21 protein-coding genes are annotated in these 23219 nt (G+C 72.2%); 8 read left to right on the top strand and 13 right to left on the bottom strand.

The genetic code is table 11. The features are described from left to right. Positions 1-189 precede the first annotated feature (189 nt). The 4 genes from dapF to AB0B63_RS19405 all read right to left on the bottom strand — a co-directional run bounded on the left by dapF (position 190) and on the right by AB0B63_RS19405 (position 3416). Positions 190-1023, bottom strand: coding sequence for a diaminopimelate epimerase (gene dapF, locus AB0B63_RS19420; protein WP_357020428.1), 834 nt, complete (start codon positions 1021-1023; stop codon positions 190-192). A 7-nt stretch (positions 1024-1030) separates the two neighbouring features. Next, positions 1031-1942, bottom strand: a complete 912-nt coding sequence (gene miaA / locus AB0B63_RS19415) for a tRNA (adenosine(37)-N6)-dimethylallyltransferase MiaA (protein WP_357020425.1) — start codon at positions 1940-1942, stop codon at positions 1031-1033. Beyond that, on the bottom strand, positions 1939-2712 hold the full coding sequence (locus AB0B63_RS19410; protein ID WP_357020422.1) for a class III extradiol dioxygenase subunit B-like domain-containing protein: 774 nt from the start codon (positions 2710-2712) through the stop codon (positions 1939-1941). Before AB0B63_RS19410 ends, miaA begins: the two co-directional genes overlap by 4 nt. Positions 2713-2966: 254 nt before the next feature. Next, positions 2967-3416, bottom strand: a complete 450-nt coding sequence (locus tag AB0B63_RS19405; RefSeq protein WP_357020419.1) for a hypothetical protein — start codon at positions 3414-3416, stop codon at positions 2967-2969. Between the two features lie 253 nt (positions 3417-3669). Here AB0B63_RS19405 and AB0B63_RS19400 point away from each other — a divergent pair, with 253 nt between their 5' ends. The 3 genes from AB0B63_RS19400 to AB0B63_RS19390 all read left to right on the top strand — a co-directional run bounded on the left by AB0B63_RS19400 (position 3670) and on the right by AB0B63_RS19390 (position 8879). Beyond that, complete coding sequence (locus tag AB0B63_RS19400; RefSeq protein WP_219468615.1) at positions 3670-4878, top strand: DUF349 domain-containing protein; 1209 nt, start codon at positions 3670-3672, stop codon at positions 4876-4878. 672 nt (positions 4879-5550) lie between these two features. Next, entirely contained in the window at positions 5551-7224 is a 1674-nt protein-coding gene (locus AB0B63_RS19395; RefSeq protein ID WP_357020416.1) for a cellulase family glycosylhydrolase, read from the top strand. A 293-nt stretch (positions 7225-7517) separates the two neighbouring features. After that, positions 7518-8879 (top strand): cellulose binding domain-containing protein, encoded by a 1362-nt coding sequence (locus AB0B63_RS19390; RefSeq protein ID WP_357020413.1) that lies wholly within the window; start codon positions 7518-7520, stop codon positions 8877-8879. Between the two features lie 46 nt (positions 8880-8925). On the opposite strand, the gene miaB is transcribed toward AB0B63_RS19390, so the two are convergent. After that, positions 8926-10440 carry a tRNA (N6-isopentenyl adenosine(37)-C2)-methylthiotransferase MiaB gene (gene miaB, locus AB0B63_RS19385; protein WP_208569571.1) on the bottom strand — a complete coding sequence of 505 codons (1515 nt, stop codon included), beginning with the start codon at positions 10438-10440 and terminating at the stop codon, positions 8926-8928. 66 nt (positions 10441-10506) lie between these two features. On the opposite strand from miaB, the gene AB0B63_RS19380 reads away from it, so the two are divergent. Continuing rightward, positions 10507-10734: a DUF2277 family protein gene (locus AB0B63_RS19380; protein WP_208569572.1), complete on the top strand. Its 228-nt coding sequence runs from the start codon at positions 10507-10509 to the stop codon at positions 10732-10734. A gap of 164 nt (positions 10735-10898) precedes the next feature. Here AB0B63_RS19380 and AB0B63_RS19375 read toward each other — a convergent pair whose 3' ends face one another. Continuing rightward, positions 10899-11378 (bottom strand): hypothetical protein, encoded by a 480-nt coding sequence (locus AB0B63_RS19375; protein ID WP_145918479.1) that lies wholly within the window; start codon positions 11376-11378, stop codon positions 10899-10901. A 317-nt stretch (positions 11379-11695) separates the two neighbouring features. Next, the gene (selD, locus tag AB0B63_RS19370; RefSeq protein WP_357020408.1) at positions 11696-12685 is read right to left on the bottom strand and encodes a selenide, water dikinase SelD; all 990 of its coding nucleotides are present in this window, start codon (positions 12683-12685) and stop codon (positions 11696-11698) included. Between the two features lie 197 nt (positions 12686-12882). On the opposite strand from selD, the gene AB0B63_RS19365 reads away from it, so the two are divergent. The 4 genes from AB0B63_RS19365 to AB0B63_RS19350 are packed head-to-tail and all read left to right on the top strand — an operon-like array spanning position 12883 to position 16298. Beyond that, the gene (locus AB0B63_RS19365) at positions 12883-13638 is read left to right on the top strand and encodes an amino acid ABC transporter ATP-binding protein (RefSeq protein WP_281899615.1); all 756 of its coding nucleotides are present in this window, start codon (positions 12883-12885) and stop codon (positions 13636-13638) included. Positions 13639-13695: 57 nt separating this feature from the next. After that, positions 13696-14574, top strand: coding sequence for a glutamate ABC transporter substrate-binding protein (locus tag AB0B63_RS19360; protein WP_357020403.1), 879 nt, complete (start codon positions 13696-13698; stop codon positions 14572-14574). A gap of 39 nt (positions 14575-14613) precedes the next feature. Next, a complete protein-coding gene (locus AB0B63_RS19355; RefSeq protein WP_208569575.1) occupies positions 14614-15321 on the top strand; it encodes an amino acid ABC transporter permease in 708 nt (235 codons plus the stop codon). Further along, positions 15318-16298 (top strand): amino acid ABC transporter permease, encoded by a 981-nt coding sequence (locus tag AB0B63_RS19350; protein WP_357020400.1) that lies wholly within the window; start codon positions 15318-15320, stop codon positions 16296-16298. Before AB0B63_RS19355 ends, AB0B63_RS19350 begins: the two co-directional genes overlap by 4 nt. A gap of 103 nt (positions 16299-16401) precedes the next feature. On the opposite strand, the gene rny is transcribed toward AB0B63_RS19350, so the two are convergent. The 6 genes from rny to AB0B63_RS19320 form a co-directional block, all read right to left on the bottom strand. Further along, a complete protein-coding gene (rny, locus tag AB0B63_RS19345; RefSeq protein ID WP_357020397.1) occupies positions 16402-18168 on the bottom strand; it encodes a ribonuclease Y in 1767 nt (588 codons plus the stop codon). A gap of 1010 nt (positions 18169-19178) precedes the next feature. Further along, the gene (locus tag AB0B63_RS19340) at positions 19179-19856 is read right to left on the bottom strand and encodes a regulatory protein RecX (protein ID WP_357020394.1); all 678 of its coding nucleotides are present in this window, start codon (positions 19854-19856) and stop codon (positions 19179-19181) included. A gap of 14 nt (positions 19857-19870) precedes the next feature. Continuing rightward, positions 19871-20917 (bottom strand): recombinase RecA, encoded by a 1047-nt coding sequence (gene recA, locus AB0B63_RS19335; protein ID WP_208569362.1) that lies wholly within the window; start codon positions 20915-20917, stop codon positions 19871-19873. Between the two features lie 184 nt (positions 20918-21101). Further along, a complete protein-coding gene (locus AB0B63_RS19330) occupies positions 21102-21302 on the bottom strand; it encodes a DUF3046 domain-containing protein (RefSeq protein WP_091249479.1) in 201 nt (66 codons plus the stop codon). Positions 21303-21306: 4 nt separating this feature from the next. Next, complete coding sequence (locus AB0B63_RS19325) at positions 21307-22623, bottom strand: MFS transporter (RefSeq protein WP_208569361.1); 1317 nt, start codon at positions 22621-22623, stop codon at positions 21307-21309. A gap of 60 nt (positions 22624-22683) precedes the next feature. Next, positions 22684-23214: a hypothetical protein gene (locus AB0B63_RS19320; protein ID WP_357020389.1), complete on the bottom strand. Its 531-nt coding sequence runs from the start codon at positions 23212-23214 to the stop codon at positions 22684-22686. Between the last annotated feature and the right edge of the window lie 5 nt (positions 23215-23219).

Below are 23219 nucleotides of genomic sequence, written 5' to 3'. Positions count from 1 at the left end.
CCCGACCCCGCGAAACACTCGACTGGAACACACCAGCCCAACGCCTCGCACAACTCATCGTCCCCTAACGATTGCACTCACCCCTTGACCCCGCCACGCCGGTTCTGACGCAAACCTCTTGATCAACGAGACGAGACGGGGTGAGGCGAGGCAGAGCGGGGTGGGGTGGGGTGGGCGGTGGGGGTGGGGTCAGGGGAGGGTGAGGGTGCCGGTGGCCACGAGGATGGCGGGGCCGGCGAGCCAGCACGAGTCGGTGGTCACCGTGACCGTGAGGCGGCCACCGGGGACGTCGACCGCCACGACGCCGGTGTCCCGGGCGGCGTCGCGTAGCGCCACGGCGGCGACCGCGCAGGCGCCGGTGCCGCAGGAGAGGGTTTCCGCCGAACCACGTTCGTAGACCCGCATCAGCACGTGGTCGTCGGTGCCGTCCAGCGGGGCACCGGGGGTGGTGAACTCGACGTTCACCCCGTGCGGGAAGACCCGGGGGTCGAATTCGGGCGCGCGGGTCAGGTCCAGGCCGGTCAGGTCGATGCCGGCCGGCAGGGCACAGACCAGGTGCGGGTTGCCGACGTCCACCGCCGTGCCGGGCAGGGTGAGCCCGCTCAGGGCGGCATGCGACGCGTCGTACAACCGGGGGCGGCGCATCTCGACGGCGATGGTGTCGCCGTCGACCCGGGCCCGCACGAGGCCGGCGCGGGTGGCCACCGGCAGGGTTCCGCCGGTGGGGGCGGCCAGGCCGGTCGCGAGCAGGTAGCGGACGAAGACCCGGGCCCCGTTGCCGCACATTTCGGCGAACGAGCCGTCGGCGTTCCAGTAGTCCATGAACCACTCGGCCTCATCGGCGAGGGCCACCCCGTCGGGGTGTTTCGCGGCGCGTACCACCCGTAACACGCCGTCGCCGCCGAGGCCGCGCCGTCGGTCGCAGAGCGCGGCGACCCGGTCGGGGGTCAGGTCGAGGGCGCCGTCCGGGTCGGGCAGGATGACGAAGTCGTTGCCGGTGCCGTGCCCCTTGGTGAACTCCACGCCCCCATCATGGCCGATGCCCGGCGACGACCCGCAGCGCAGTGTCGACAAACGTCGGCGCGGTCGGGTCCAGCCAGTGGATGCGCTGGTCACGGCGGAACCAGGAGCGTTGCCGTCGGACGAACCGCCGGGTGGCCCGGACCGTCTCGTCGCGGGCCTGCGCCTCGTCGGTCTCCCCGGCCAGGAACCGCAGCACCTGCTGGTAGCCGAGGGCCCGGCTGGCCGTCCGGCCGTCGGCCAGGCCGTGCCCGCACAGCGTACGGACCTCGGCGACCAGCCCGTCGGCCCACATCCGGTCGACCCGCGCCGCGATCCGCTCGTCGAGCAGCGCGGTGTCGAGGTCGACGCCGAGCTGCACCGCCGGGTAGTACGGGGTCGGGTCGGGCAGCGAGGCGGTGAACGGCGCCCCGGTCAGCTCGATCACCTCCAGGGCCCGGACGATGCGTCGGCCGTTGCCGGGCAGGATGCCGGCCGCCGCGACCGGGTCCGCCCCGGCCAGCCGGGCGTGCAGCGGGGCCGGGCCGAGCTGCGCCAGTTCCGCCTCCAGCCGTCCGCGTACCGCCGGGTCGGTGCCGGGGAACTCGAACTGTTCGAGCACCGCCCGCACGTACAGGCCGGAGCCGCCGACGAGCAGCGGCACCCGCCCCCGGGCCAGGATGTCGTCGACCGCCGCGCGGGCCAGCCGCTGGTACTCGGCGACGCTGGCCGGTTCGGTGACCGGCCAGATGTCCAGCAGGTGGTGCGGCACCCCGTCCCGCTCCGCCGGGGTGAGCTTGGCGGTGCCGATGTCCATCCCCCGGTAGAGCTGCATCGAGTCGGCGTTGACCACCTCCCCGCCGAGGGCGTGCGCGAGGGCGATGCTCAGCGCCGACTTGCCCGCCGCGGTCGGCCCGACCACGGCGACGACCGTGCCGCTCACCGCGTCGCCCCGCCCGTGCCCGCCCCGCCCGTCCCGGCCGGCGGGGACCACGAGGCCACCAGGTAGCCCACTCCGTAGGGATGCGAGTGGTGGCGCAGCTCGCCGCGCCAGTCGCCGCCGGCCTCCCTCACCGCGCCGGCCAGCACCTGCCAGGCGGGCCGGCCGGCGGCCCCCAGCTGCGCCGAGACCACCGGGTCCAGGTCGAGCAGCGCGTCGGTGTCCGCGTCGGCCAGGGCCCGGGCAACCCCTTCGTCGTACGCCCCGGCGCGCGGGTCGTCGTAGCCGGGTGCCTTCGGCCCGTGGCAGGACGAGCCGTCGCCCAGCACCAGCAGGGCCCACGGCCCGTCCACCCGTAGGCCGGCCCCGAGGGCGGCACACCGGTCGACCGGTTCGTCGGACCCGATGCTCACCATCCGCCAGGCCACCGATGCCGGGGAGGCGACCCGGTCGACCAGCCAGGCCCCGACCAGCAGACTCAGCGGCAGCCGATCGTCGCCGCTGCCGGGGTCGGCGGGGGCCGGTCCCCCGCCGAGGCGTACCGCCAGGGGCAGGCCCCAGGGGGCGAAGCTGCCCTGGTGGGGCAGGTCCAGTTCGACCGTGAGCTCTCCGGCGCCGACCAGCACGACGGTGCCCGCCCCGGCGGTGTGGAGGGCGGTGACGGCGGCGGTACAGGCGGCGCGCAGCTCCGCCAGCTCGGGCGCGGCGGCCCCGGCCAGCTCGGGCACGATCAGCGGCGGGTGCGGGCAGACGGCGGCGGCGACCAGAGGCACCAGGCAACGTTAGCGGCCCGGCACCGCCCACCCCGCCTGCCCCACCACTGCAGCAGCCCGACGGCCGAATCGAGTCGGTCAGCAGCCCGACCTCAGCGCCCCGGCACCGCCCACCCCGCCTGCCCCAGCAGGCTGACCGCCGAACCGAGTCGGTCGGCAGCCTGGGGACGACCCGGCCGACGGCCCGACACCGGGAGCGACCCGCCCGGCGTCCGACGCCGGAACCAGCCGGTTCGGCAGGCCGCGGGGCGGGATCAGGCCGGTGGGCCGCCCCAGCCGCCCTGGACCATGGTCTGGAACCGCCACCGCCCGCCGGTGCGGACCATCAGGTCGGCGTAGCGCACCCGTTGGCGTTCGCCGTCGAGGGTGAACTCGGCCTCGGTGAGCACCACGGCCAGGCTCCGGGTGAGGAAGTAGGGCGTGCGGCGGCTCTCCATCCGCAGGTCGCCACCGCTGCCGAGCACGCCGCCCATCATCTCCAGGTAGGCCGCCCGGTCGAGCTGGCGGGCGGAGCCCTCCCCCGAGGCGTCGTCGGTGACGGTGTTCAGCGGGAACATCGCCAGCTCGGCGGTGCCGGCGACGTCACCCGCCTCGGCCAGGGCGTCGTAGTGGCGGAACCACGCGTCCAGCTCGGCGAGATCGGCCTCGTCGGGCACGAAACCGGGGTCGGCCGGGGGCGTCATCCGGGTGTGGGACTGGGTCATCCTGCTCCTCCTCGTCCGCCCGTCGATAGGGCGGCAGCATCTCGTACGGCCTACCGTACAGCGTACGGCGGAATGCGACACTCCCCCCACGGAGTCTGTGTGTGGGTGCTAGGACACCGTATGGTCACGGTCAGAGACAGGCGCTCGACGCGGACGGGGGCGGACCTGTGACAATGCCGGGAGCAAGTTGGCTGCGCCGTGGCGGCGATCGTGCGGGGTTTCCCGTCGACGCCGGGAGAACGAGGATGTGCACATGAGCGACTGGACTGCCTTCGGACGGGTGGACGCGGACGGCACCGTGTACGTGAAGACCAGCGAGGGCGAGCGGGTGGTCGGATCCTGGCAGGCGGGCGCCCCCGAGGAGGGGTTGGCCCACTTCGCCCGTCGCTTCGCCGACCTGGTCACCGAGGTGGACCTGACCGAGGCCCGGCTCAACTCGGGTGCCGCCGACGCGGGTGGTTCGCTGAGCACGGTCCGGCGGATCCGTGGCTCGCTGGCCGAGGCGCACGTCGTCGGGGACATCGACGCCCTCGCCGCGCGCCTGGACAAGCTCGCCGTCGTGGCCGAGGAGAAGGCCGCCGAGGCGCGTGCCGCCCGGGAGGCCGCCCGGGGTGAGGCGCTCGCCCGCAAGACCGCCCTGGTCGAGGAGGCCGAACAGCTGGCCGCCGAGTCGACCGGCTGGAAGACCGCGGGTGACCGGCTCAAGGAGATCCTCGACGAGTGGAAGACCATCCGGGGGGTCGACAAGAAGGCCGACGGTGAGCTGTGGAAGCGGTTCGCCGCCGCCCGGGACGGCTTCACCCGGCGTCGGGGCGCCCACTTCGCCTCCCTCGACCAGCAGCGCAAGCAGGCGCACACGGCCAAGGAGGAGCTGGTCGCCGAGGCTGAGAAGCTCTCCGACTCCACCGACTGGGCGGCCACCGCCAACCAGCTCAAGGAGCTGATGAACCAGTGGAAGGCCGCCCCGCGCGCCTCCAAGGAGTCGGAGCAGAAGCTCTGGGAACGGTTCCGCGCCGCCCAGGACGCCTTCTTCAGCCGGCGCAGTGAGGTCTTCTCGGCCCGGGACAACGAGCAGCGGGCCAACCTGGAGCGCAAGCAGGCGCTGCTGGTCGAGGCCGAGGCGCTGGACGTCGACGGCGACCCGAAGGGCGCCCAGGCCAAGCTGCGGGAGATCCAGGCCCAGTGGCACGAGGCCGGCCGGGTGCCCCGGGAGGCGGCTGCCGGCCTGGAGCGGCGGCTGCGGGCCATCGACGACAAGGTCCGCGAGGTGATGGATTCGGCCTGGCGGCGGACCACCAAGGAGGACAACCCGCTGCTCGCGCAGATGCGGGCGCAGGTCGCCGAGGCCGAGGAGCGGCTCGCCCGCGCCCAGGCCGCCGGGGACGCCCGTCGGGTCAAGGAGGCCGAGCAGGCGCTCGCCTCCAAGCGGCAGTTCCTTCAGCTCGCCGAGCAGGCCGGCTGACCCCGAACGCCCCGGAAGCCCCCGCTCCCCCTCGGGACCGGGGGCTTCCCCATGTCCCACCCCGGAAACCCACCCCACCCGAGCCCACCCCGCCCACCCCGCCGGGCACGCCCCGCCCTTCCGGGCACGGCCCACCCCGCCGGGCACGGCCCACCCCGCCGGGCACGGCTCACCCCGCCGGGCACGGCTCACCCCGCCGGGCACGGCCCACCCCGCCGGGCACGCCCGCCGGGCGGCCCCCGCCGGGCGGCCCCCGCCGAACCCGACGGGCAAGATCGTGCTCGATCGTGGTTGTAGTGGTATCCCGACGATGCGATGCCACTACAACCAGGATCAGGCCCACCAGCACAACCAGGATCAGCCCCACCAGGTCGGGTACCGGCACGCCCGCCCGGTGGTGAGCGCAGGGGCTGCGGTTGACGCATCGAGGCCGGCTGATCAGAATGGGCGGCAGAGCCAGGTCGATCCCGCCGGCGCGAGGGCACCGACGACGGACACCGTCGTCGGGAGTCGCCGGTGCACCGCAGCGAGTGGCCGCGTCCACGTGACCCGGCGTGCCGCGCACTGTCCGCGTACCCCCGCAGGAGCGGGACGGGCGGGCGGCGGCCGGTGAATCCCTGGTTTTCCGCCCGCGTCGCCGTCGCGACGCCGGGCATTCGAAGTGGAGCCCGTATGTACCGACCCCGCATCATCGGCGCCGCGCTCACCGCGCTCGCCACCGCCGCGGCCGGCGTGCTCGTCGCCACGGCCGTCAGCACCACGCCGGCCGCCGCCGCAGTCGGCGGCACCGGCACCGGTTACCTGCACACGAACGGCAGCAAGATCGTCGACGCGACCGGCGCGACGGTCCGGCTGACCGGCATCAACTGGTTCGGCATGGAGACCGACAACCGGACGTTCCACGGCCTGTGGTCGAACAACCCGTGGCGCGGGCAGCTCGACAAGATGGCCAGCCTGGGCTACAACACGCTGCGCGTCCCGTACTCGAACGACTCGGTGAAGCCGGGCGCGACGGCCAGCGGGATCAACGACTTCGTCAACCCGGACCTGGTCGGGCTCTCGCCGCTGCAGATCCTCGACAAGGTGATCGCCTACGCCGGCAGCAAGGGCATGCGGGTCATCCTGGACCGGCACCGGCCGACGGCGGCCGGGCAGTCGCCGCTCTGGTACACCCCGACGGTCTCCGAGGCGACCTGGCTCGCCGACTGGAAGATGCTGGCCCAGCGGTACGCCGGCAACACCACGGTGATCGGCGCGGACCTGCACAACGAGCCGCACGCCGAGGGCACCAACCCGGCCGCGACCGGCGCCTGCTGGGGTTGCGGCGACACCACCCGGGACTGGCGGCTGGCCGCCGAGCGGGCCGGTAACGCCATCCTCGGGGTGCAGCCGAACTGGCTGATCTTCGTGGAGGGGGTGAGCTGCCCCAGCGGCGGCCTGTCGAACGTCTGGGACAACGACACCAGCAACGACGAGGACTGCGGCTGGTGGGGTGGCAACCTGTCCAAGGCCGGGCAGTTCCCGGTCCGGCTGAACGTGGCCAACCGGCTGGTCTACTCGCCACACGAGTACGCCACCAGCGTCTACGAGCAGAACTGGTTCAAGGCCGCCGACTTCCCGGCGAACCTGCCGGCGATCTGGGACAAGTACTGGGGTTACCTCTACAAGCAGAACATCGCCCCGATCATGATGGGCGAGTTCGGCAGCACCCTGGCCGACCCCCGGGACAAGGTGTGGCTGGAGAAGTTGATGGCCTACACCGGCACCGGGGTCAACGGGATGTCCTTCACCTACTGGTCGTGGAACCCGAACTCGGGTGACACGGGAGGCATCGCGCTGGACGACTGGACCAACGTCAACACCGCCAAGCAGGCGATCCTCCAGCCGTACCTGATCCCGCCGGTGGGTGGCGGGACCGACCCGACCGGCACCCCGACGCCGACGCCGACCACCACCGGCCCGACGACGCCGCCGCCGACCACCACTCCGCCGCCGCCGACCACCACGCCCCCGCCGACCACCACCCCGCCGCCGCCGACCGGTGGCTGCACCGCCACCTACAAGCAGGTCAGCGCGTGGCAGGGTGGTTTCCAGGGTGAGCTGACGGTGAAGAACACCAGTTCGTCGGCGGTCAACCCGTGGTCGGTGACCTGGGCCTGGCCAGCCGGGGTCACCCTGGTCAGCGGTTGGAACGCCACCGTCACCCAGTCCGGCACGACGGTGACTGCCGCCGGGCCGGCCTACGCGCCGTCGCTGGCGGCGGGCGCGTCGGTCACCGTGGGCTTCACCGCCAACGGTACGGCCGCCGCCCCGGCCACGGTGAAGCTCAAGGGCACCGCCTGCTGAGCGGGGACCGTCCGTAGTGGCCACCGGCGGGTCGCCGGTCGACGTTGCCCGTCGACCGGCGACCCGCCTGCCGGATCACCGCCGCCGCGCGTCCGGCACGCCGATTTACATCTGCCACTGTCTATGCTTTGCTCGGGAAAGCGCTTGTCCGGGCTGCGGGCGCACCACACGGGATCCACCTCGTACCGACCTGACCCCCTCGGCAGGGGCCGATCGGCGACGTCCCGGGTCACCGGCATCCACCGGTGGCTCTCCCGTCGACGGCAGCCTGTCCCACCCGAAAGGGACGCAGCATGCGCACACCCCGGCGTCGTACGACGCTGATCGCCGCCACCACCGTCGCCCTGCTCGCCACCGGTACGCTCACCGCCGTCGCCGCCCACGCCGCCCCCGGCTGCGCGGTCAGCTACACCGTCGGCGGGCAGTGGCAGGGCGGATTCACCGGCAACATCACCATCAGCAACCTCGGCGACCCGATGTCGGGCTGGAGCCTGCGCTGGTCGTACTCGGCCGGCCAGACGGTCAGTGACGCCTGGAACGCCACCGTGGCCCAGAGCGGCAGCACGGTGACCGCCACCAACGTGGGCTACAACGGGAGCGTGCCGACCGGCGGCAGCGTCTCGTTCGGCTTCAACGGCACCTGGAACAACTCCAGCAACCCGGTCCCGACCAGCTTCACCGTCAACGGGGTGACCTGCACCGGGAGCACCGCCCCCACCGGTGCGCCGACCACCCCGCCGCTGCCGAGCACGCCCCCACCGACGCCCCCGGCGACCACCCCGCCGCCCAGCGTGCCGCAGACCGGCCTGGTCGGCTGGGCCACCCAGAACGGCGGCACCACCGGCGGCGGCAGCGCGGGCGCGACGACCGTCTCCACCGCCTCGGCGCTGACCAGCGCGTTGAACGCCACCGGCGCGGCGGTGATCCGGGTCTCCGGCACCATCAACTGCTCGGGCATGCTGCGGGTCCGCTCCAACAAGACCGTGCTCGGCAACGCCGGGGCGACGATCGTCGGCTGCGGGTTCACCGTCAACGGCGACCGCAACGTGATCATCCGGAACCTGACGTTCCGCAACTGGAGCGACGACGCGATCAACGTGGAGAGTTCCGCCACCAACATCTGGATCGACCACAACACCTTCAGCAACGGCTACGACGGCACCGTCGACATCAAGCGCGGCTCGGACTTCGTCACCGTCTCCTGGAACCGGGTCTACAGCCACGACAAGACGATGCTGCTCGGGCACAGCGACGACAACGGCAGCCAGGACATCGGGCACCTGCGGGTGACCTACCACCACAACTGGTACGACGGCAGCAAGCAGCGCAACCCCCGGGTCCGCTTCGGCAACCCGGTGCACGTCTACAACAACTACTACTACAACAACGCCGGCTACGGTGTGGCGTCCACGATGAGCGCCGGGGTGCTCGTCGAGGGCAACTACTTCGAGAACGTCAAGGACACCTACCACCTCGGCGAGGCCGACTCCGGGCCGGGCAGCCTGGTGGCCCGTAACAACCACTTCGTCAACTCGCCCGCAGGGCAGACCGGCGGCAGCGTCGCCGGCATCCCGTACCAGTACACCCTGGACAGCGCGAGCAGCGTGAAGTCCATCGTGACGGCGGGTGCCGGCGCGGGCCGGATCTCGGTCTGACCGCGCACCGGTCGGGGTCCGCCGGTGGCGGGCCCCGACCGGGAGGTCAGTGCGCGGCGCAGCCGGTCGTCGGCGCGGGCGTCGCGGCCGGCGCACCGACCGTGGGCAATCCGAGCAGCACCCCGGGGGTACGCGGGGCGCGGCCGGCCTCGGCGGCGTCACCGGCCCGGGTGCGGCGGTGTGCCAGCGGGGCACCGTCGGCGTTGAGGTGGTGCGGGGCGGCGTAGGTGATGGTGGTGTGCACGATGTCGCCCGGTCGGATGGTGCCGGCCGCGCCCGGCTCACCGGCCGCCCCGGTGGCGAAGTGCACCAGTCGGCCGTCGCGGGCCCGGCCGGAGAGCCGGCCGGTGCGGTCGTCCTTGCGGCCCTCACCGACGGCGACCAGCACCTCGACGGTCTCGCCGACCAGACGCTTGTTCTCCGCCCAGGTGATCTCCTCGACGCAGGCGACCAGCCGTTCGTAGCGTTCCTGCACGACCTGCTTGGGCAGCTGGTCGGGCATGGTCGCGGCCGGGGTGCCGGGGCGCTTGGAGTACTGGAAGGTGAACGCCGACGAGAAGCGGGCCGCGCGGACCACGTCGAGGGTCTGCTCGAAGTCGGCCTCGGTCTCGCCGGGGAAGCCGACGATGATGTCGGTGGTGATCGCCGCGTCGGGCATCGCCGCCCGGACCTTCTCGATGATGCCGAGGTAGCGCTCCGACCGGTACGACCGGCGCATCGCCTTCAGCACGTCGTCCGAGCCGGACTGCAACGGCATGTGCAGCGAGTGGCAGACGTTGGGGGTCTCGGCCATTGCGGCGATCACGTCGTCGGTGAAGTCCTTCGGGTGCGGGCTGGTGAACCGGACCCGTTCCAACCCGTCGATCTCACCGGTCGCGCGCAGCAGCTTGCCGAAGGCGTACCGGTCACCGAACTCGACGCCGTAGGAGTTGACGTTCTGCCCGAGCAGGGTCACCTCCAGCACGCCCTCGGCGACCAGGGCGCGCACCTCGGCGAGGACGTCGCCGGGGCGGCGGTCCTTCTCCTTGCCGCGCAGGGCGGGCACGATGCAGAACGTGCAGGTGTTGTTGCAGCCCACCGAGATCGACACCCAGCCGGCGTACGTCGACTCGCGCCGGGTCGGCAGGGTGGACGGGAAGACGTCGAGGGATTCGAGGATCTCCACCTCGGCGGCGGTGTTGTGCCGGGCCCGTTCCAGCAGCACCGGCAGCGAGCCGATGTTGTGGGTGCCGAACACCACGTCCACCCAGGGTGCCTTGCGGACGATGTCGCCCCGGTCCTTCTGGGCCAGGCAGCCGCCGACGGCGATCTGCATCCCCGGGTGCCGGGCCTTGACGGGGCGCAGGTGACCGAGGTTGCCGTAGAGCCGGTTGTCGGCGTTCTCCCGGACGGCGCAGGTGTTGAACACCACCACGTCCGGGTTGTCGTCGGCGTCGGCGACCCGCACGTAACCGGCCTGTTCGAGCAGGCCGGAGATGCGCTCGGAGTCGTGCACGTTCATCTGGCAGCCGTACGTGCGCACCTGGTAGGTGCGCGGGCTGCCCACGGCTGCGGTAGTCATGACACGCACAGCGTATCCGGGCCGCCCGACCGGGGCCGACCGGGAAGACCCCGACGAGGAGGAACCATGTGCCGGAGCATCAAGACCCTGCGTGAGCCGTACGTCCCGACGGTCACGCCGGCCGACATCGAGGCGGCGGCGTTGCAGTACGTGCGGAAGGTGTCCGGTTTCCGGGCCCCGGCCGCGCACAACGCCGCGGCGTTCGAGGCGGCGGTGAGCGCGGTGACCGCCGCCACCGCGACCCTGCTGGACCAGTTGCAGGTCCGGGGCACCCGCCCCACCGTCGCCCCCTGACCCGCCGGGCCCCGGGCCGTCGCCGCCTGACCCGCCGCGCCTCGGGCCGTCGCCCCCTGACCCGCCGCGCCCCGGGCCGTCGCCGTCTGACCCGCCGGGCCCCGGCCGCACCGCCACGGACCGGGCGGTGGCCCTGGGTGCACGGGCCGTCGGGCGGGGGTCGGTCAGGCGGCGGCCAGGGCCGGGTTGACCGAGTCGGGTGCCCAGCGCGAACGGCAGCACCGCGACCAGCCCCGACAGCCCGGGTGCGCCAGGGTGCAGAGCCGGCGCGCGGAGAGCACCTCACCGTCGTCGGTCTCGGTGACCTCGAAGTGCACCGGGCGGATCGTGCCTCCCGGGGCGACCAGCAGGTGCCGGCCGGCGTCGAGGGTGTCGTCGGCCAGCAGGCAGTCCCGGTCGAGCAGCCGGGCCAGCGCGGCGACCGCGCTCAGCTCGTGCAGCGACTCGGGTACGCCGTAGCAGTCGACGATCGTCCCGAACTCCCCCGGGGCCTCCCACACGTCGCAGATCACCGCGTACGTGGGCAGTCGGGCCGGGTCGGCCACGGCCAGGGGCATCACCACCCGTCCGAGCGCCTCGGCCAGGGCCGGGTACACCTCCACGGGTGCGGCCCGGTCGATTCTCCAGTTCCACAGCTCGGTCATGCCGCCTCCTCGCTGCGTTAGTCCCACCGGCCTCCGGATCGGGCCTTACTCACGATGGTGGGGGGCATTTGCCCACGGCCGGGGGCAAGTTACCGGTCTGTGACCATTCCGGGCAAAATTTCCTAGCGCCGCGTTGCCCGGAGTAGCGGGAAGATGACAGTTTATCGGGTACGGTGCCCCGCCGAACCGGCCGACCGACGGCCCAGCCCACCCGGCGCGGCGTCGGAAGCCCGGGCCCGCCACCGGCGCCAGGGGGCGGCGGTCAGCTGTCAGCTGTCAGCGGTCAGCGGTCAGCTGTCAGGCATCAACGGCACGCGTCAGCGGATGACGACCATCGACTCGCCCCGGGGCAGCAGCTCGCCGATCACCGTGCCGCCGGGCACCTCGCCGGCCAGCAGCAGCCCCCCGGAGGTCTGCGCGTCGGCCAGCAGCAGCCGGTCCGCCTCCCCGGTCGACCCGAACCCGGTCCACGGGCCCACCCAGTCCAGGTTGCGGCGGGTGCCGCCGCTGACGTGCCCGTCGCGCACCGCCTGGCGGGCACCGGGCAGGTAGGGCACCCGGGCGGCGTCGATGGCCACCGTCAGGCCGCTCGCCCGGGCCAGCTTCGAGGCGTGCCCGAGCAGCCCGAAACCGGTCACGTCGGTGCCGCAGCGGATACCCGCCGCGACGGCGGCGCGGGCCGCGTCCCGGTTGAGGGTGGTCATCGACGCCACCGCCTCGGCGGACACCTCACCGGTGGCCTTGTGCCGGGTGTTCAGCACCCCGACGCCGAGTGGCTTGGTCAGCGACAGCGGCAGCCCGGCCCGCCCGGCGTCCAGGGTGATCAGCTCCTCGGGGCGGACCAGCCCGGTCACGGCCAGCCCGTACTTGGGGCCGTCGTCGTCGACGCTGTGCCCGCCGGCCAGGTGGCAGCCGGCCTCCCGGGCCACGTCCTGACCGCCGCGCAGCACCTCCCGGGCCAGCTCCAGCGGGAGAGTGTCCCGGGGCCAGCAGAGCAGGTTGATGGCGACCAGCGGGGTGCCGCCCATTGCGTACACGTCGGAGAGGGCGTTCGCGGCGGCGATCCGCCCCCAGTCGTAGGCGTCGTCGACGACCGGGGTGAAGAAGTCGGCGGTGGTGACCAGGCCGGTCCGCTCGTCCAGCCGGACCACCGCGGCGTCGTCGCCGTGGTCGAGACCGACCAGCAGTTCGGCGGTGCCGGTGGCCGGCCCGAGGCCGGCGACCATCGCCTCCAGTTCCCCCGGTGGGATCTTGCAGGCGCAGCCGCCACCACGCGCGTACTCGGTCAGCCGGATCCGCTCGGTCATCGCCCCATGATCTCCGTCACCCGGTCCACCCGCCACCCGACCGGCCCGTCGGGTGCCGAAATTCGGACGCCGGAGCACACCCGACACCGGTGTTACCTCTCCGTGACCCGTTGGGTTGCGATCCGCCACGTCGCCCCGCCTACAGTGGCCCAACCGGGGGTCGACCGACCCCGCTTTCCGGTACGACGACAGGGACGGTGGACGACGTGGCGACCGGCGAACCGCTGATCGTGCTGGACAAGGTCAACAAGTGGTTCGGCCCACTGCACGTGCTCGACGACGTGTCACTCTCGGTGGGCAAGGGCGAGGTCGTGGTGGTGATCGGGCCGTCCGGCTCCGGCAAGTCGACACTCTGCCGGACGATCAACCGGCTGGAGCCGATCAACGACGGGACGATCACCTTCGACGGCCAGCCGCTGCCGGCCGAGGGGCGGGCGCTGGCGAAGCTGCGCAGCGAGGTCGGCATGGTCTTCCAGTCGTTCAACCTCTTCGCCCACAAGACCATCCTGGAGAACGTCACCCTCGGGCCGGTCAAGGTCCGCAAGGAGAAGCCGGCCGCCGCCCGCGAGCGCGGCCTGGCCCTGCTCGACCGGGTCGGCATCGCCAACCAGGCCGACAAGTACCCGGCCCAGCTCTCCGGCGGCCAGCAGCAGCGGGCGGCGATCGCCCGCGCGCTGGCCATGCAGCCCAAGGCGATGCTCTTCGACGAGCCGACCAGCGCCCTCGACCCGGAGATGGTCGGCGAGGTGCTCGACGTGATGACCTCACTGGCGAGCGAGGGCATGACCATGGTGGTGGTGACCCACGAGATGGGCTTCGCCCGGCACGCCGCCAACCGGGTGATCTTCATGGCCGACGGGCAGCTCGTCGAGGACGCCCCGCCGACGGAGTTCTTCGCCAACCCGCGCAGCGAGCGGGCCCGGGACTTCCTCTCCAAGATCCTCACGCACTAGGCGTCCGTAGTGGAGCGTGCCGGTCACCGGTGCATTCCGACGAAGAAGGAGATCAGTATGCGTATGAAGCGCGTGGCGGCAGTCGCCGCGGCGGCTACTCTGGCGCTCGGCCTGGCCGCCTGCGGCGGCGACGACGCCGACGAGGGCACCGGTTCCGGCAGCAAGTCCTTCGCCGCCGGCAGCACCATGGAGAAGCTCAACAAGGCGCAGAAGATCAAGATCGGCACCAAGTTCGACCAGCCCGGCTTCGGCCAGAAGGGCCTGTCGGGCAAGCCGGAGGGCTTCGACGTCGAGGTGGCCAAGCTCATCGTCAAGGAGCTGGGCATCCCCGCCGACAAGATCGAGTACGTCGAGACGCCGTCGAAGGTCCGCGAGGACGTCATCGTCAACGGCACCGTCGACCTGGTCGCGGCGACCTACACGATCAACGACAAGCGCAAGGAGCGGATCGCCTTCGCGGGGCCGTACTACGAGGCCGGCCAGAACATCCTGGTCAAGAAGGACGACGCCACCATCACCGGGCCGGACTCCTTCAAGGACGGCACCAAGAAGGTCTGCTCGGTGACCGGGTCCACCCCGGCCGAGGAGATCAAGAAGTACGTCAAGGACGTCGGCACCCAGCTCGTGCTCTTCGACACGTACGACAAGTGCCGCGACGCCCTCAAGGGCGGCCAGGTCGACGCCGTCACCACCGACAACGTGATCCTGCTCGGCTACATCGCCAAGGACGAGTCGTCGTTCAAGCTGGCCGGCGAGAACTTCACCAAGGAGCCGTACGGCATCGGGGTGAAGAAGGAGGACAACGACTTCCGCAACTTCGTCAACGACACGCTGGAGAAGGCGTTCAACGACGGCAGCTGGAAGAAGGCGTGGGACGACACCGCCGGCAAGTTCGGCGCGGAGCTGGGCACCGCGCCCACCATCAACCGTTACTGATCTGACCTCGATCTGGAGGGTGGGGAGGAACACCGGCCCGTGAGTGTGCTCATCGACAAGTTCGACGTCTTCGCGGGTGGTTTCTGGCTCACCCTCCAGATCTGCGTCCTCGCCGCGGTCGGCGCCCTGATCCTGGGTGCCGTCCTGGCGGTGCTGCGCATCTCGCCGGTGCCGCCGCTACGCGCCGTCGGCACCGCGTACGTGAACATCTTCCGGAACATGCCGCTGACCGTGGTGATGTTCTTCGCCGCATTCGGCCTGCCGGCGCTCGGCTCCAACGCCGACTTCCTGCGCATCCCCGTGCTGGATTCGCTGTTCACCCGGCTCGGCACCGACCTGCCGTACTTCCGGTTCGCGCTGATCGCCCTCGTGCTCTACACCGCCGCGTTCGTCTGTGAGGCGCTGCGCTCCGGGGTCAACGCGGTGCCCCCCGGTCAGGCCGAGGCGGCCCGGTCGCTCGGCCTGACCTTCGGCCAGAACCTGCGGCACGTGGTGCTGCCGCAGTCCTGGAAGGCGTCGGTGGTGCCGCTCGGCTCGGTGATCATCGCGATGATCAAGAACTCGGCGCTGGTCGGCTTCTTCGGCGTGGTCGGCGACCTCTCCCAGAGCGCCGACCAGCTCACCTCCGCCGAGGGCTACGCCTTCATCCCGGTCGCCATCGGCATCTCGATCGGCTACCTGATCATGACCGTGCCGCTCGGCGCACTGCTCGACCGGCTGGAGAAGCGACAGGCGGTGGCCCGATGAGTCAGCAGACCAGCGTCCTGTACGACGTCCCCGGCCCGCGCCAACGCCGGATCACCCTGATCAGCAGCATCGTCGCCACCGTGCTGCTGGCCGTCGGCGCGTACTTCCTGATCTACCGCCCGCTGGACGACAAGGGTCAGTTCTCGATGGAGCTGTGGGGTCCGCTGGTCGACCCCTCCCACGAGAACTTCTCCCAGGTGTGGGACCGGATCGGCTTCGGGCTGAAGAACACCCTGACCGCCGCCGTGCTGGCCATCGTCGCGTCGCTGGTGGTCGGCACCCTGCTCGCGATCCTCCGCATCCAGCTCAAGAGCCTCACCCGGCGACGCTTCACCGGGATGGCCACCCCGGTGGCCTACCTGCTGCGCGGGCTCAGCGCCACCCTCTCGGCGATCACCCGGGTCTGCGTCGAGGTGTTCCGGGGCCTGCCGGTGGTGCTCACCATCTTCTTCGTGGCCCGGGGCTTCCCCGAGTTCGGCATCTCCTTCGACTCGCTGTGGTACCTGGTCATCGGCCTGACCGTCTACAACTCCGTGGTCATCGCCGAGATCCTGCGCTCCGGCATGGAGGGGCTGCCCGGCGGGCAGGCCGAGGCCGCCGCCGCGATCGGCCTCTCCCCCGCCCAGACCACCCGGATGATCCTGCTGCCCCAGGCATTCCGGATCATGCTGCCGGCGCTGATCAGCCAGCTCGTCGTGGTACTCAAGGACACCTCGCTGGGCTTCATCATCAGCTACGAGGAAACCCTCAACATCGGCAAGCAGCTCATCGGCGTGCTGGACAACCCGATCCAGGTCTACGTGGTGATCGCCGCGCTGTTCATCCTGGCCAACTACTCGCTGTCGAAGCTTGCCCAGTTCGTCCAGCGGCGGCTGTCCCGGGGCCGCAAGTCCGTCGGCACGCCGGCCCCGCAGGCCCCGGCCACCGCGCTCGTCTCCCAGGCGGAGGGCGGCGGAGGCGGCGCGGCCACCACCTGATCCGCACCCCGCACGGCACGAGGGCCGGTCCGGAGATCCGGACCGGCCCTCGCCGCGTCGTACGGTGGTCAGCGCCCGTGGTGTCCCCGGCACTCCGGGCCGGTCACCGGGCGATCTCGGTGACCCGGGACTCCCGGACCACGGTCACCCGGATCTGCCCCGGGTAGGTCAGCTCCTCCTCGATCTGCTTGGCCACGTCCCGGGCGAGGACCGCCGCGCCGATGTCGTCGACGTCGTCCGGCTTGACCATCACCCGGATCTCCCGGCCCGCCTGCATCGCGAAGACCTTCTCCACGCCGAGCTTGCCGGCGGCGATCTCCTCGATCCGTTCCAGCCGCTTGACGTACGCCTCCAGGCTCTCCCGCCGGGCCCCGGGCCGCCCGCCCGAGCAGGCGTCGGACGCCTGGGTGAGGACCGCCTCGATGGTCTGCGGCGGCACCTCGTTGTGGTGCGCCTCGATGGCGTGCACCACGTCCTCGCTCTCGCCGTACTTGCGGGCCAGGTCCGCGCCGATGATGGCGTGGCTGCCCTCCACCTCGTGGGTGAGCGCCTTGCCGATGTCGTGCAGGAACGCCGACCGTTTGATCGTCGGCACGTCCAACCGCAGCTCGGCGGCCATGATCCCGGCGATGTGCGCGGTCTCCACCAGGTGCTTGAGCACGTTCTGCCCGTACGACGTGCGGTAGCGCAGCCGGCCGAGCAGGGTGACCAGCTCGGGGTGGATCTCGGTGATGCCCACCTCCACCAGGGCGTCCTCGGCGGCCCGGTGGCACAGCTCCTCCACCTCCTGCCGGGCGAGGTCGTGCACCTCCTCGATCCGGTGCGGGTGGATCCGCCCGTCGAGGATCAGCTTCTCCAGGGTGAGCCGACCGACCTCCCGGCGTACCGGGTCGAAGCAGGACAGCAGCACCGCCTCGGGGGTGTCGTCGATGATCAGGTTGACTCCGGTCACCGACTCGAAGGCGCGGATGTTGCGCCCCTCCCGGCCGATGATCCGCCCCTTCATCTCGTCCCCCGGCAGGTGCAGGACGCTGACCACGCTCTCGGCGGTCTGCTCGCTGGCCACCCGCTGGATGGCGTCCACCACGATGTGCCGGGCACGTTGCTCGGCGGTGTTGCGGGCGTCGGACTCGATGTCCCGCACCAGCAGCGCCGCCTCCCGCTTCGCCTGGGTCTCGATCACCTCGATCAGCTCCGTGCGGGCCGACTCGGCGGTCAGCCCGGCGACGCGTTCCAGCTCCCGCCGGCGCTGCTCCTCGGCCACGGTCAGCGCGGCCTCCCGGGCACTGATCGTCGCCTCCCGCTCGGCCAGCGCGGCGCTGGCGGCGGTGAGCTGCCGCTCGCGTTCGGCCAGCCGCTCCACCTCCTCGGTGTGCAGCCGCTCCCGCTCGTCCATCCGGGCGGCCCGGCGTTCCACCTCGGCCGCCTGCTCCCGTGTCGTCGCGGCGAGCACCGCCACCTCACGCTCACCGCTGCGCCGGGCGCTGGCCCGCAGCTGCTCCGCGTCCGCCTCGGCCTGTTTGTGGGCGCGTTCCAGGACGGTGTCCGCCTCGGCACGGGCGTCGTCGAGGACCCGGCGGGCCTCCGCCCGGGCCGACTTCGCCTCCGCCTTGGCCCCGGCCGCCTCGGCACGGGCTGCGGAGGCGGCGGACTTCGCCACGTCGATGGTGCTGTTCACCTCGTCGGCGGCGGTCCGCAGGGCGGCCAGGGACTGTTCCTGGCGGTCCTTCTCGGCGATGAAGGCGGGGTCCTCCGGGGCGGGGGCGGCACCGATGCGACGCAGCGCCCGTACGCCGATCAGGACGGCGCCGACCACGACCAGGGCGAGGACCCCGACGACGATCAGGAGCACCACGTCGAAGGTGTTCATGCCGGTGTCCCGTCACCGGGGCCGGTGGGCCGCCACACCGCGTCGGCGCACCCGCTCTCGCCACCGCCTGCTGGGGACCCCCGGTCCCTGTGCCGACCCGCCATGGTCGTGCCTCCCCAAACGTCTACGCCGCAGGGGAACCGTGCCGACGGGCACGCACCTCTGCGGCTCTGGACGCCCGACCGAGCGGCTGGCCGTGGGGATAGCTCTCCGTCGGCGGTGCCCATGCGGCATCGCCGACAGCCGGGTGCAGTTGTCGGGTCGGCTCCGGACCGGCTGTCCGGAACGACCGTCAAGGCCGGTGGAGCTGGCCAAAGTGATGCTGTTCTGTTACGAGATCTATGTTGTGCGCTTAGCCTGCGCTGGTCGGGCAAAGTGAGCCTGTATGGCGAGGCTAGGTCTCGGAAGGCCGATCGGTCAAGAACTCATGATCAAACCCCCCGAACGGAGAGAGTTGGCAACGTCACCCACTGGTGATCCAAATCCGGACACCAAGCCATAAAACTCGTGTTTTGGCCGCTCGTCGGCCGCCTTCCGGCCACTATTCACCTTCGGCACCTGGCGGCTCACCGCGCCCCGGCGTCTCTCCACTCCGCTTGCCGTCCGGACCGGGGCCGCCCTCCGGCCCAGCGCCCACACCCCGCGCCGCAAGATCGCACTGTTTCCTGGTTGTAGTGGCCTCCGAAACGACGGATACCACTACAACCAGGTTCGAGCACGATCTTGCGGGGGGTGGGAGTGGCGGAAGCGGTGGCACCGGCCAGGGAGGCTACGCGGGTGAGGATGCGCGCGGGGTCAGTCAGGTGACGCCCAGGGCGCAGGTCCAGACGGGTGGCGGTACGCAGGGGTCAGGTGACGCCCAGGGCACGGGCGTATGACGCCAGGGTGGCAGTGTCGGACGGCGGGCGCACCGTCCGGGAGGTATCGACCAGCACGTCGGCGTCGATCTGCACCGGTCAGCCCCGCTCGCCCCCGACATCAGCCAGCACGTCGGCGTCGATCTGCACCGGTCAGCCCCGCTCGCCCTCGACATCGGCCAGGGCGTCGGCGTCGATCTGGTCGGCGAACTCGGCGGCCTCGGCGCTCTGGGCGGCGAGGGCGTCCTTCACCGCCCGGATCGCCACCCCGGGTGGGTAGCCCTTGCGGGCGAGCATGCCGACCAGCCGCCGGAACACCGCGTCGGGCTCACCCCGGGCGGTACGCAGCTTGCGGTCGACCAGGGCCCGGGCGGTCTCCGCCTCGGTCTCCTCGTCCAGCTCACCGAGGGCCTCGCTGGCCACCTCGCCGTCCACGCCACGCTGACGCAGCTCGTTGGCGAGTGCCCGGCGGGCCAACCCACGACCGTTGTGCCGGCTGGAGACCCAGGCCCGCGCGAACGCCGCGTCGTCGATGATGCCGACCTCGTCGTAGCGGTCGAGGACCTGAGCGGACACCTCGTCGGAGATGCCCTTCTTCGCCAGTGCCCCGGCCAGCTCGGCCCGGGTACGTGGCCGCACCGCGAGCTGCCGCAGGCAGATCTCCCGGGCCACCTCGGCCTCGTCGCGGGCCGTCGACTCACCGGGGGTCGGCTCGGTCCCGTCGGCCGCCCCCCGGCGACCCCGCCGGGGGCGGGGCGTCGCGTCGTCGGCTCCTGCACGGGGAGGGGCGGCATCCCAGCCCCGCCCCGTGCGGGCGCGTCGTCCTGCCATTCGACCGCGACCGGTCAGAAGTCGACAGGCGGCAGCTCAGGGCCACCGGCGGCGTCACCCGCGCCGACCCCGACGCCGAGCTTCTCCAGGATCTTCTTCTCGATCTCGGCCGCCACGTCCGGGTTCTCCTTGAGGAACTCCCGGGCCTTTTCCTTGCCCTGCCCGAGCTGGTCGCCGTCGTAGGTGTACCAGGCACCGGACTTACGGATGATCGCCTGCTCCACGCCGACGTCGATCAGCGAGCCCTCGCGGGAGATGCCCTTGCCGTACATGATGTCGAACTCGGCCTGCTTGAACGGCGCGGCGACCTTGTTCTTGACGACCTTGACCCGGGTGCGGTTGCCGACCACGTCGGTGCCGTCCTTGAGGCTCTCGATGCGGCGCACGTCGAGCCGGACCGAGGCGTAGAACTTCAGCGCCCGGCCACCGGTGGTCGTCTCGGGCGAGCCGAACATGACGCCGATCTTCTCGCGGAGCTGGTTGATGAAGATCGCCGTGGTGCCGGTGTTGTTGAGCACGCCGGTGATCTTCCGGAGCGCCTGGCTCATCAGCCGGGCCTGGAGACCGACGTGGCTGTCGCCCATCTCGCCCTCGATCTCGGCGCGCGGCACCAGGGCCGCCACCGAGTCGATCACGATGATGTCGATCGCGCCGGAGCGCACCAGCATGTCGACGATCTCCAGCGCCTGCTCGCCGGTGTCCGGCTGGGAGACCAGCAGGGCGTCGGTGTCGACGCCGAGCGCCTTGGCGTAGTCGGGGTCGAGCGCGTGCTCGGCGTCGACGAACGCGGCGATGCCGCCGGCCCGCTGGGCGTTGGCCACCGCGTGCAGGGCGACCGTGGTCTTGCCGCTGGACTCGGGACCGTAGACCTCGACGACCCGGCCCCGGGGCAGGCCACCGACGCCGAGCGCCACGTCGAGCGCGATGGAGCCGGTCGGGATGACCGAGGTCTGGACGACCGGGCGCTCGCCCAGCCGCATCACCGACCCCTTACCGAACTGCTTGTCGATCTGAGCGAGAGCAAGGTCGAGTGCCTTCTCCCGGTCGGGCCCTGCGGCCATGTTTGCCACTCCTGCCTTCGCCGGCGTCTTTCCTGAGCTTCGCGTCACGCGGACACGCTAGGCGCTAGGTCCGACAGAAAACCAGCCGACGGGCCGTGAGCTGTGGACGAGCACCCCGCTGTGGACAATAGCCGAACAGGTGTACGAGCCGGCAAGTGACACGCGGAAGTGGCGGAACGGCAGCTCAACGTAGCCGTGCGGGCACCCGGTCGGGGTATGCGGCGACCACCGCCCGCCACACGACGTGGGTCTGCTCACCAGCGGCGAGGGCCTGGGTGATGGTCCGCCCGTCGAGCTGGGAGAGCACCTGGTCGCTGGCGATGCTGGCCGCGTAACCCGGCCCGAAGGCCTCGTCCAGCCGGGTCCAGAAGTCGGTCAGCCGCACGTGATCACTCCTCCTCGTCGGGTGCCGTCGGCGGCACCCGACGCAACGCTAGCGCCACCAACGGCACCACCGCGATCGCCGCCAGCAGGGTCAGGGTCGGATAACCCGCCACCCGCATGACAAACCCGCTGGCCGCCGCCGCGCCCGCCCCGGCCAGCCCCATCGTCAGGTCGGACAGCCCCTGCACGCTGGGGCGTACCCCGGACGGCACCGCCTCGGACAGCAGCGTCGAACCGGCCACCATCGTCGCCGACCAGCCCAGCCCGAGCAGGGCCAGGCCGACCGAGAGGCGCGGCGTGTGGTGCCCGGCGGTGCCGGCCACCGCGCACGCGGCCAGCAGCGTGCCGACCCCACCGAGGATCACCGCACGCCGGCCCAACCGGTCGGTGAGCCAGCCCACCACCGGGGAGAGGGCGTACATGCCGGCGATGTGCACGCTCAGCACGATGCCGACGACGCGCAGCACGTCCGCGTCGGAGTGCGACTCGCCGAGGCGTACCGGCGTCATCGCCATCACCGCGACCATCACCAGGTGGCCGATGGCGACGGCGGCGATGCCCAGCCGGGCCGCCGGCCGGCCGCGCACCACCCGCCAGGCCACCCGCATACCGGCCCGCCGCGCGCCCGGCGCGGTGGTCGCCGCCGGTGGGGCGGCCCCGGCCGTTGTCCCGGCGTCGGCCGCCGCGAGCCGCCGCGCGGTCAACAGCGGATCGGGCCGCAACAGCAGCAGCAGTACGACCGCAGCCACGCCGAACGCGACGGCGCTGAACGCGAACGGGCCGGACAGCGACGGCAGGCCCCACCCCCGGGTGACCCCGTCGGCGAGCGCGGCGAAGTTGGGTGCCGCCACCGAGCCGATGGTGGTGGCCCAGACGACCAGGGAGAGTTGCCGGCCCCGGCGGGCCGGCTCGGCGAGGTCCACGGCCGTGTAGCGGGCCTGGAGGTTGGCCGCCGTGCCCCCGCCGAACAGCAGCATCCCCAGGAAGAGCAGCGGTACCGCGCCGGTGGCCGTGGCGAGCACCACCAGCAGCGCCCCGACCGCCCCCACCAGGTACGCCACCACCAGTCCCGGGCGACGCCCGTGACCGTTCATGATCCGGGTGACCGGTACGGCGAGCAGCGCCGCGCCGACCACCCCGCAGCTCTGCGCCAGCCCGGCCACGGCGGTGCCGGCGACCCGGGCCGCCAGCAGCGCCCCGACCGAGATCCCGATGGCCACCCCGACCCCACCGATGATCTGCGTGACGAAGAGCAGCCGCAGCGTGCGCCGCTGGATCGGGGCGACGTCGGGCCGGGTGGGTGCGCGCAGGTCGGCGGTCATCACACGCTCCTGGTTCGGGGAGCCCATCGTCGCGCAGCCGGCCAGCCGCCCGCACCGGGGTTACCGGGTGTCGGCCAGCCGGCGGTCGAGCCGGCGGACCCGGCCGAGGGTGACCCCCGCGAGGGCGAGCACGATCGTCAGGACCACGACGTAGAACACCCCGGAGGCGGTCCGGTCGACGGTCGGGGCGAGCACGGCCAACCCGCCGAAGAGCAGGACTCCGCCCACCACGGCGATCAGCGCGCCCCGACGGACCGTCGGGAGTTGGCCGATCACGGCGGCCCGGTCCGCCTCGTCCGCCGGCACCTCACCTCGACGCAGCGCGGCCCGGAGCCGGTTCCACGCCCGGACCTGGCCCGAGTCCGCCCGGGCCCGGACCCCGGGCAGGAAGGCCATCAAGATCGGGATGAGGCCCCATCCCACCCCGTACAGGCCGGCCCGCACCAGGGCCAGCGGGACGGACCGGTCCGGGTCCTCGACCAGCCGGACGGGAAACCAGAGCACGGTGGACAGGAGCGCGAACAGGACGTACGGGCCGGGGGCGCCGAGTCGGACCAGCGGGGTACGGCGTCGCGGCTTACCTTCGGCCATGCCCG

It is taken from the genome of Micromonospora sp. NPDC049081 (assembly GCF_040648835.1).
GTDB lineage: Bacteria > Actinomycetota > Actinomycetes > Mycobacteriales > Micromonosporaceae > Micromonospora > Micromonospora antibiotica.
This window is presented reverse-complemented; position numbering and strand designations above follow the sequence as displayed.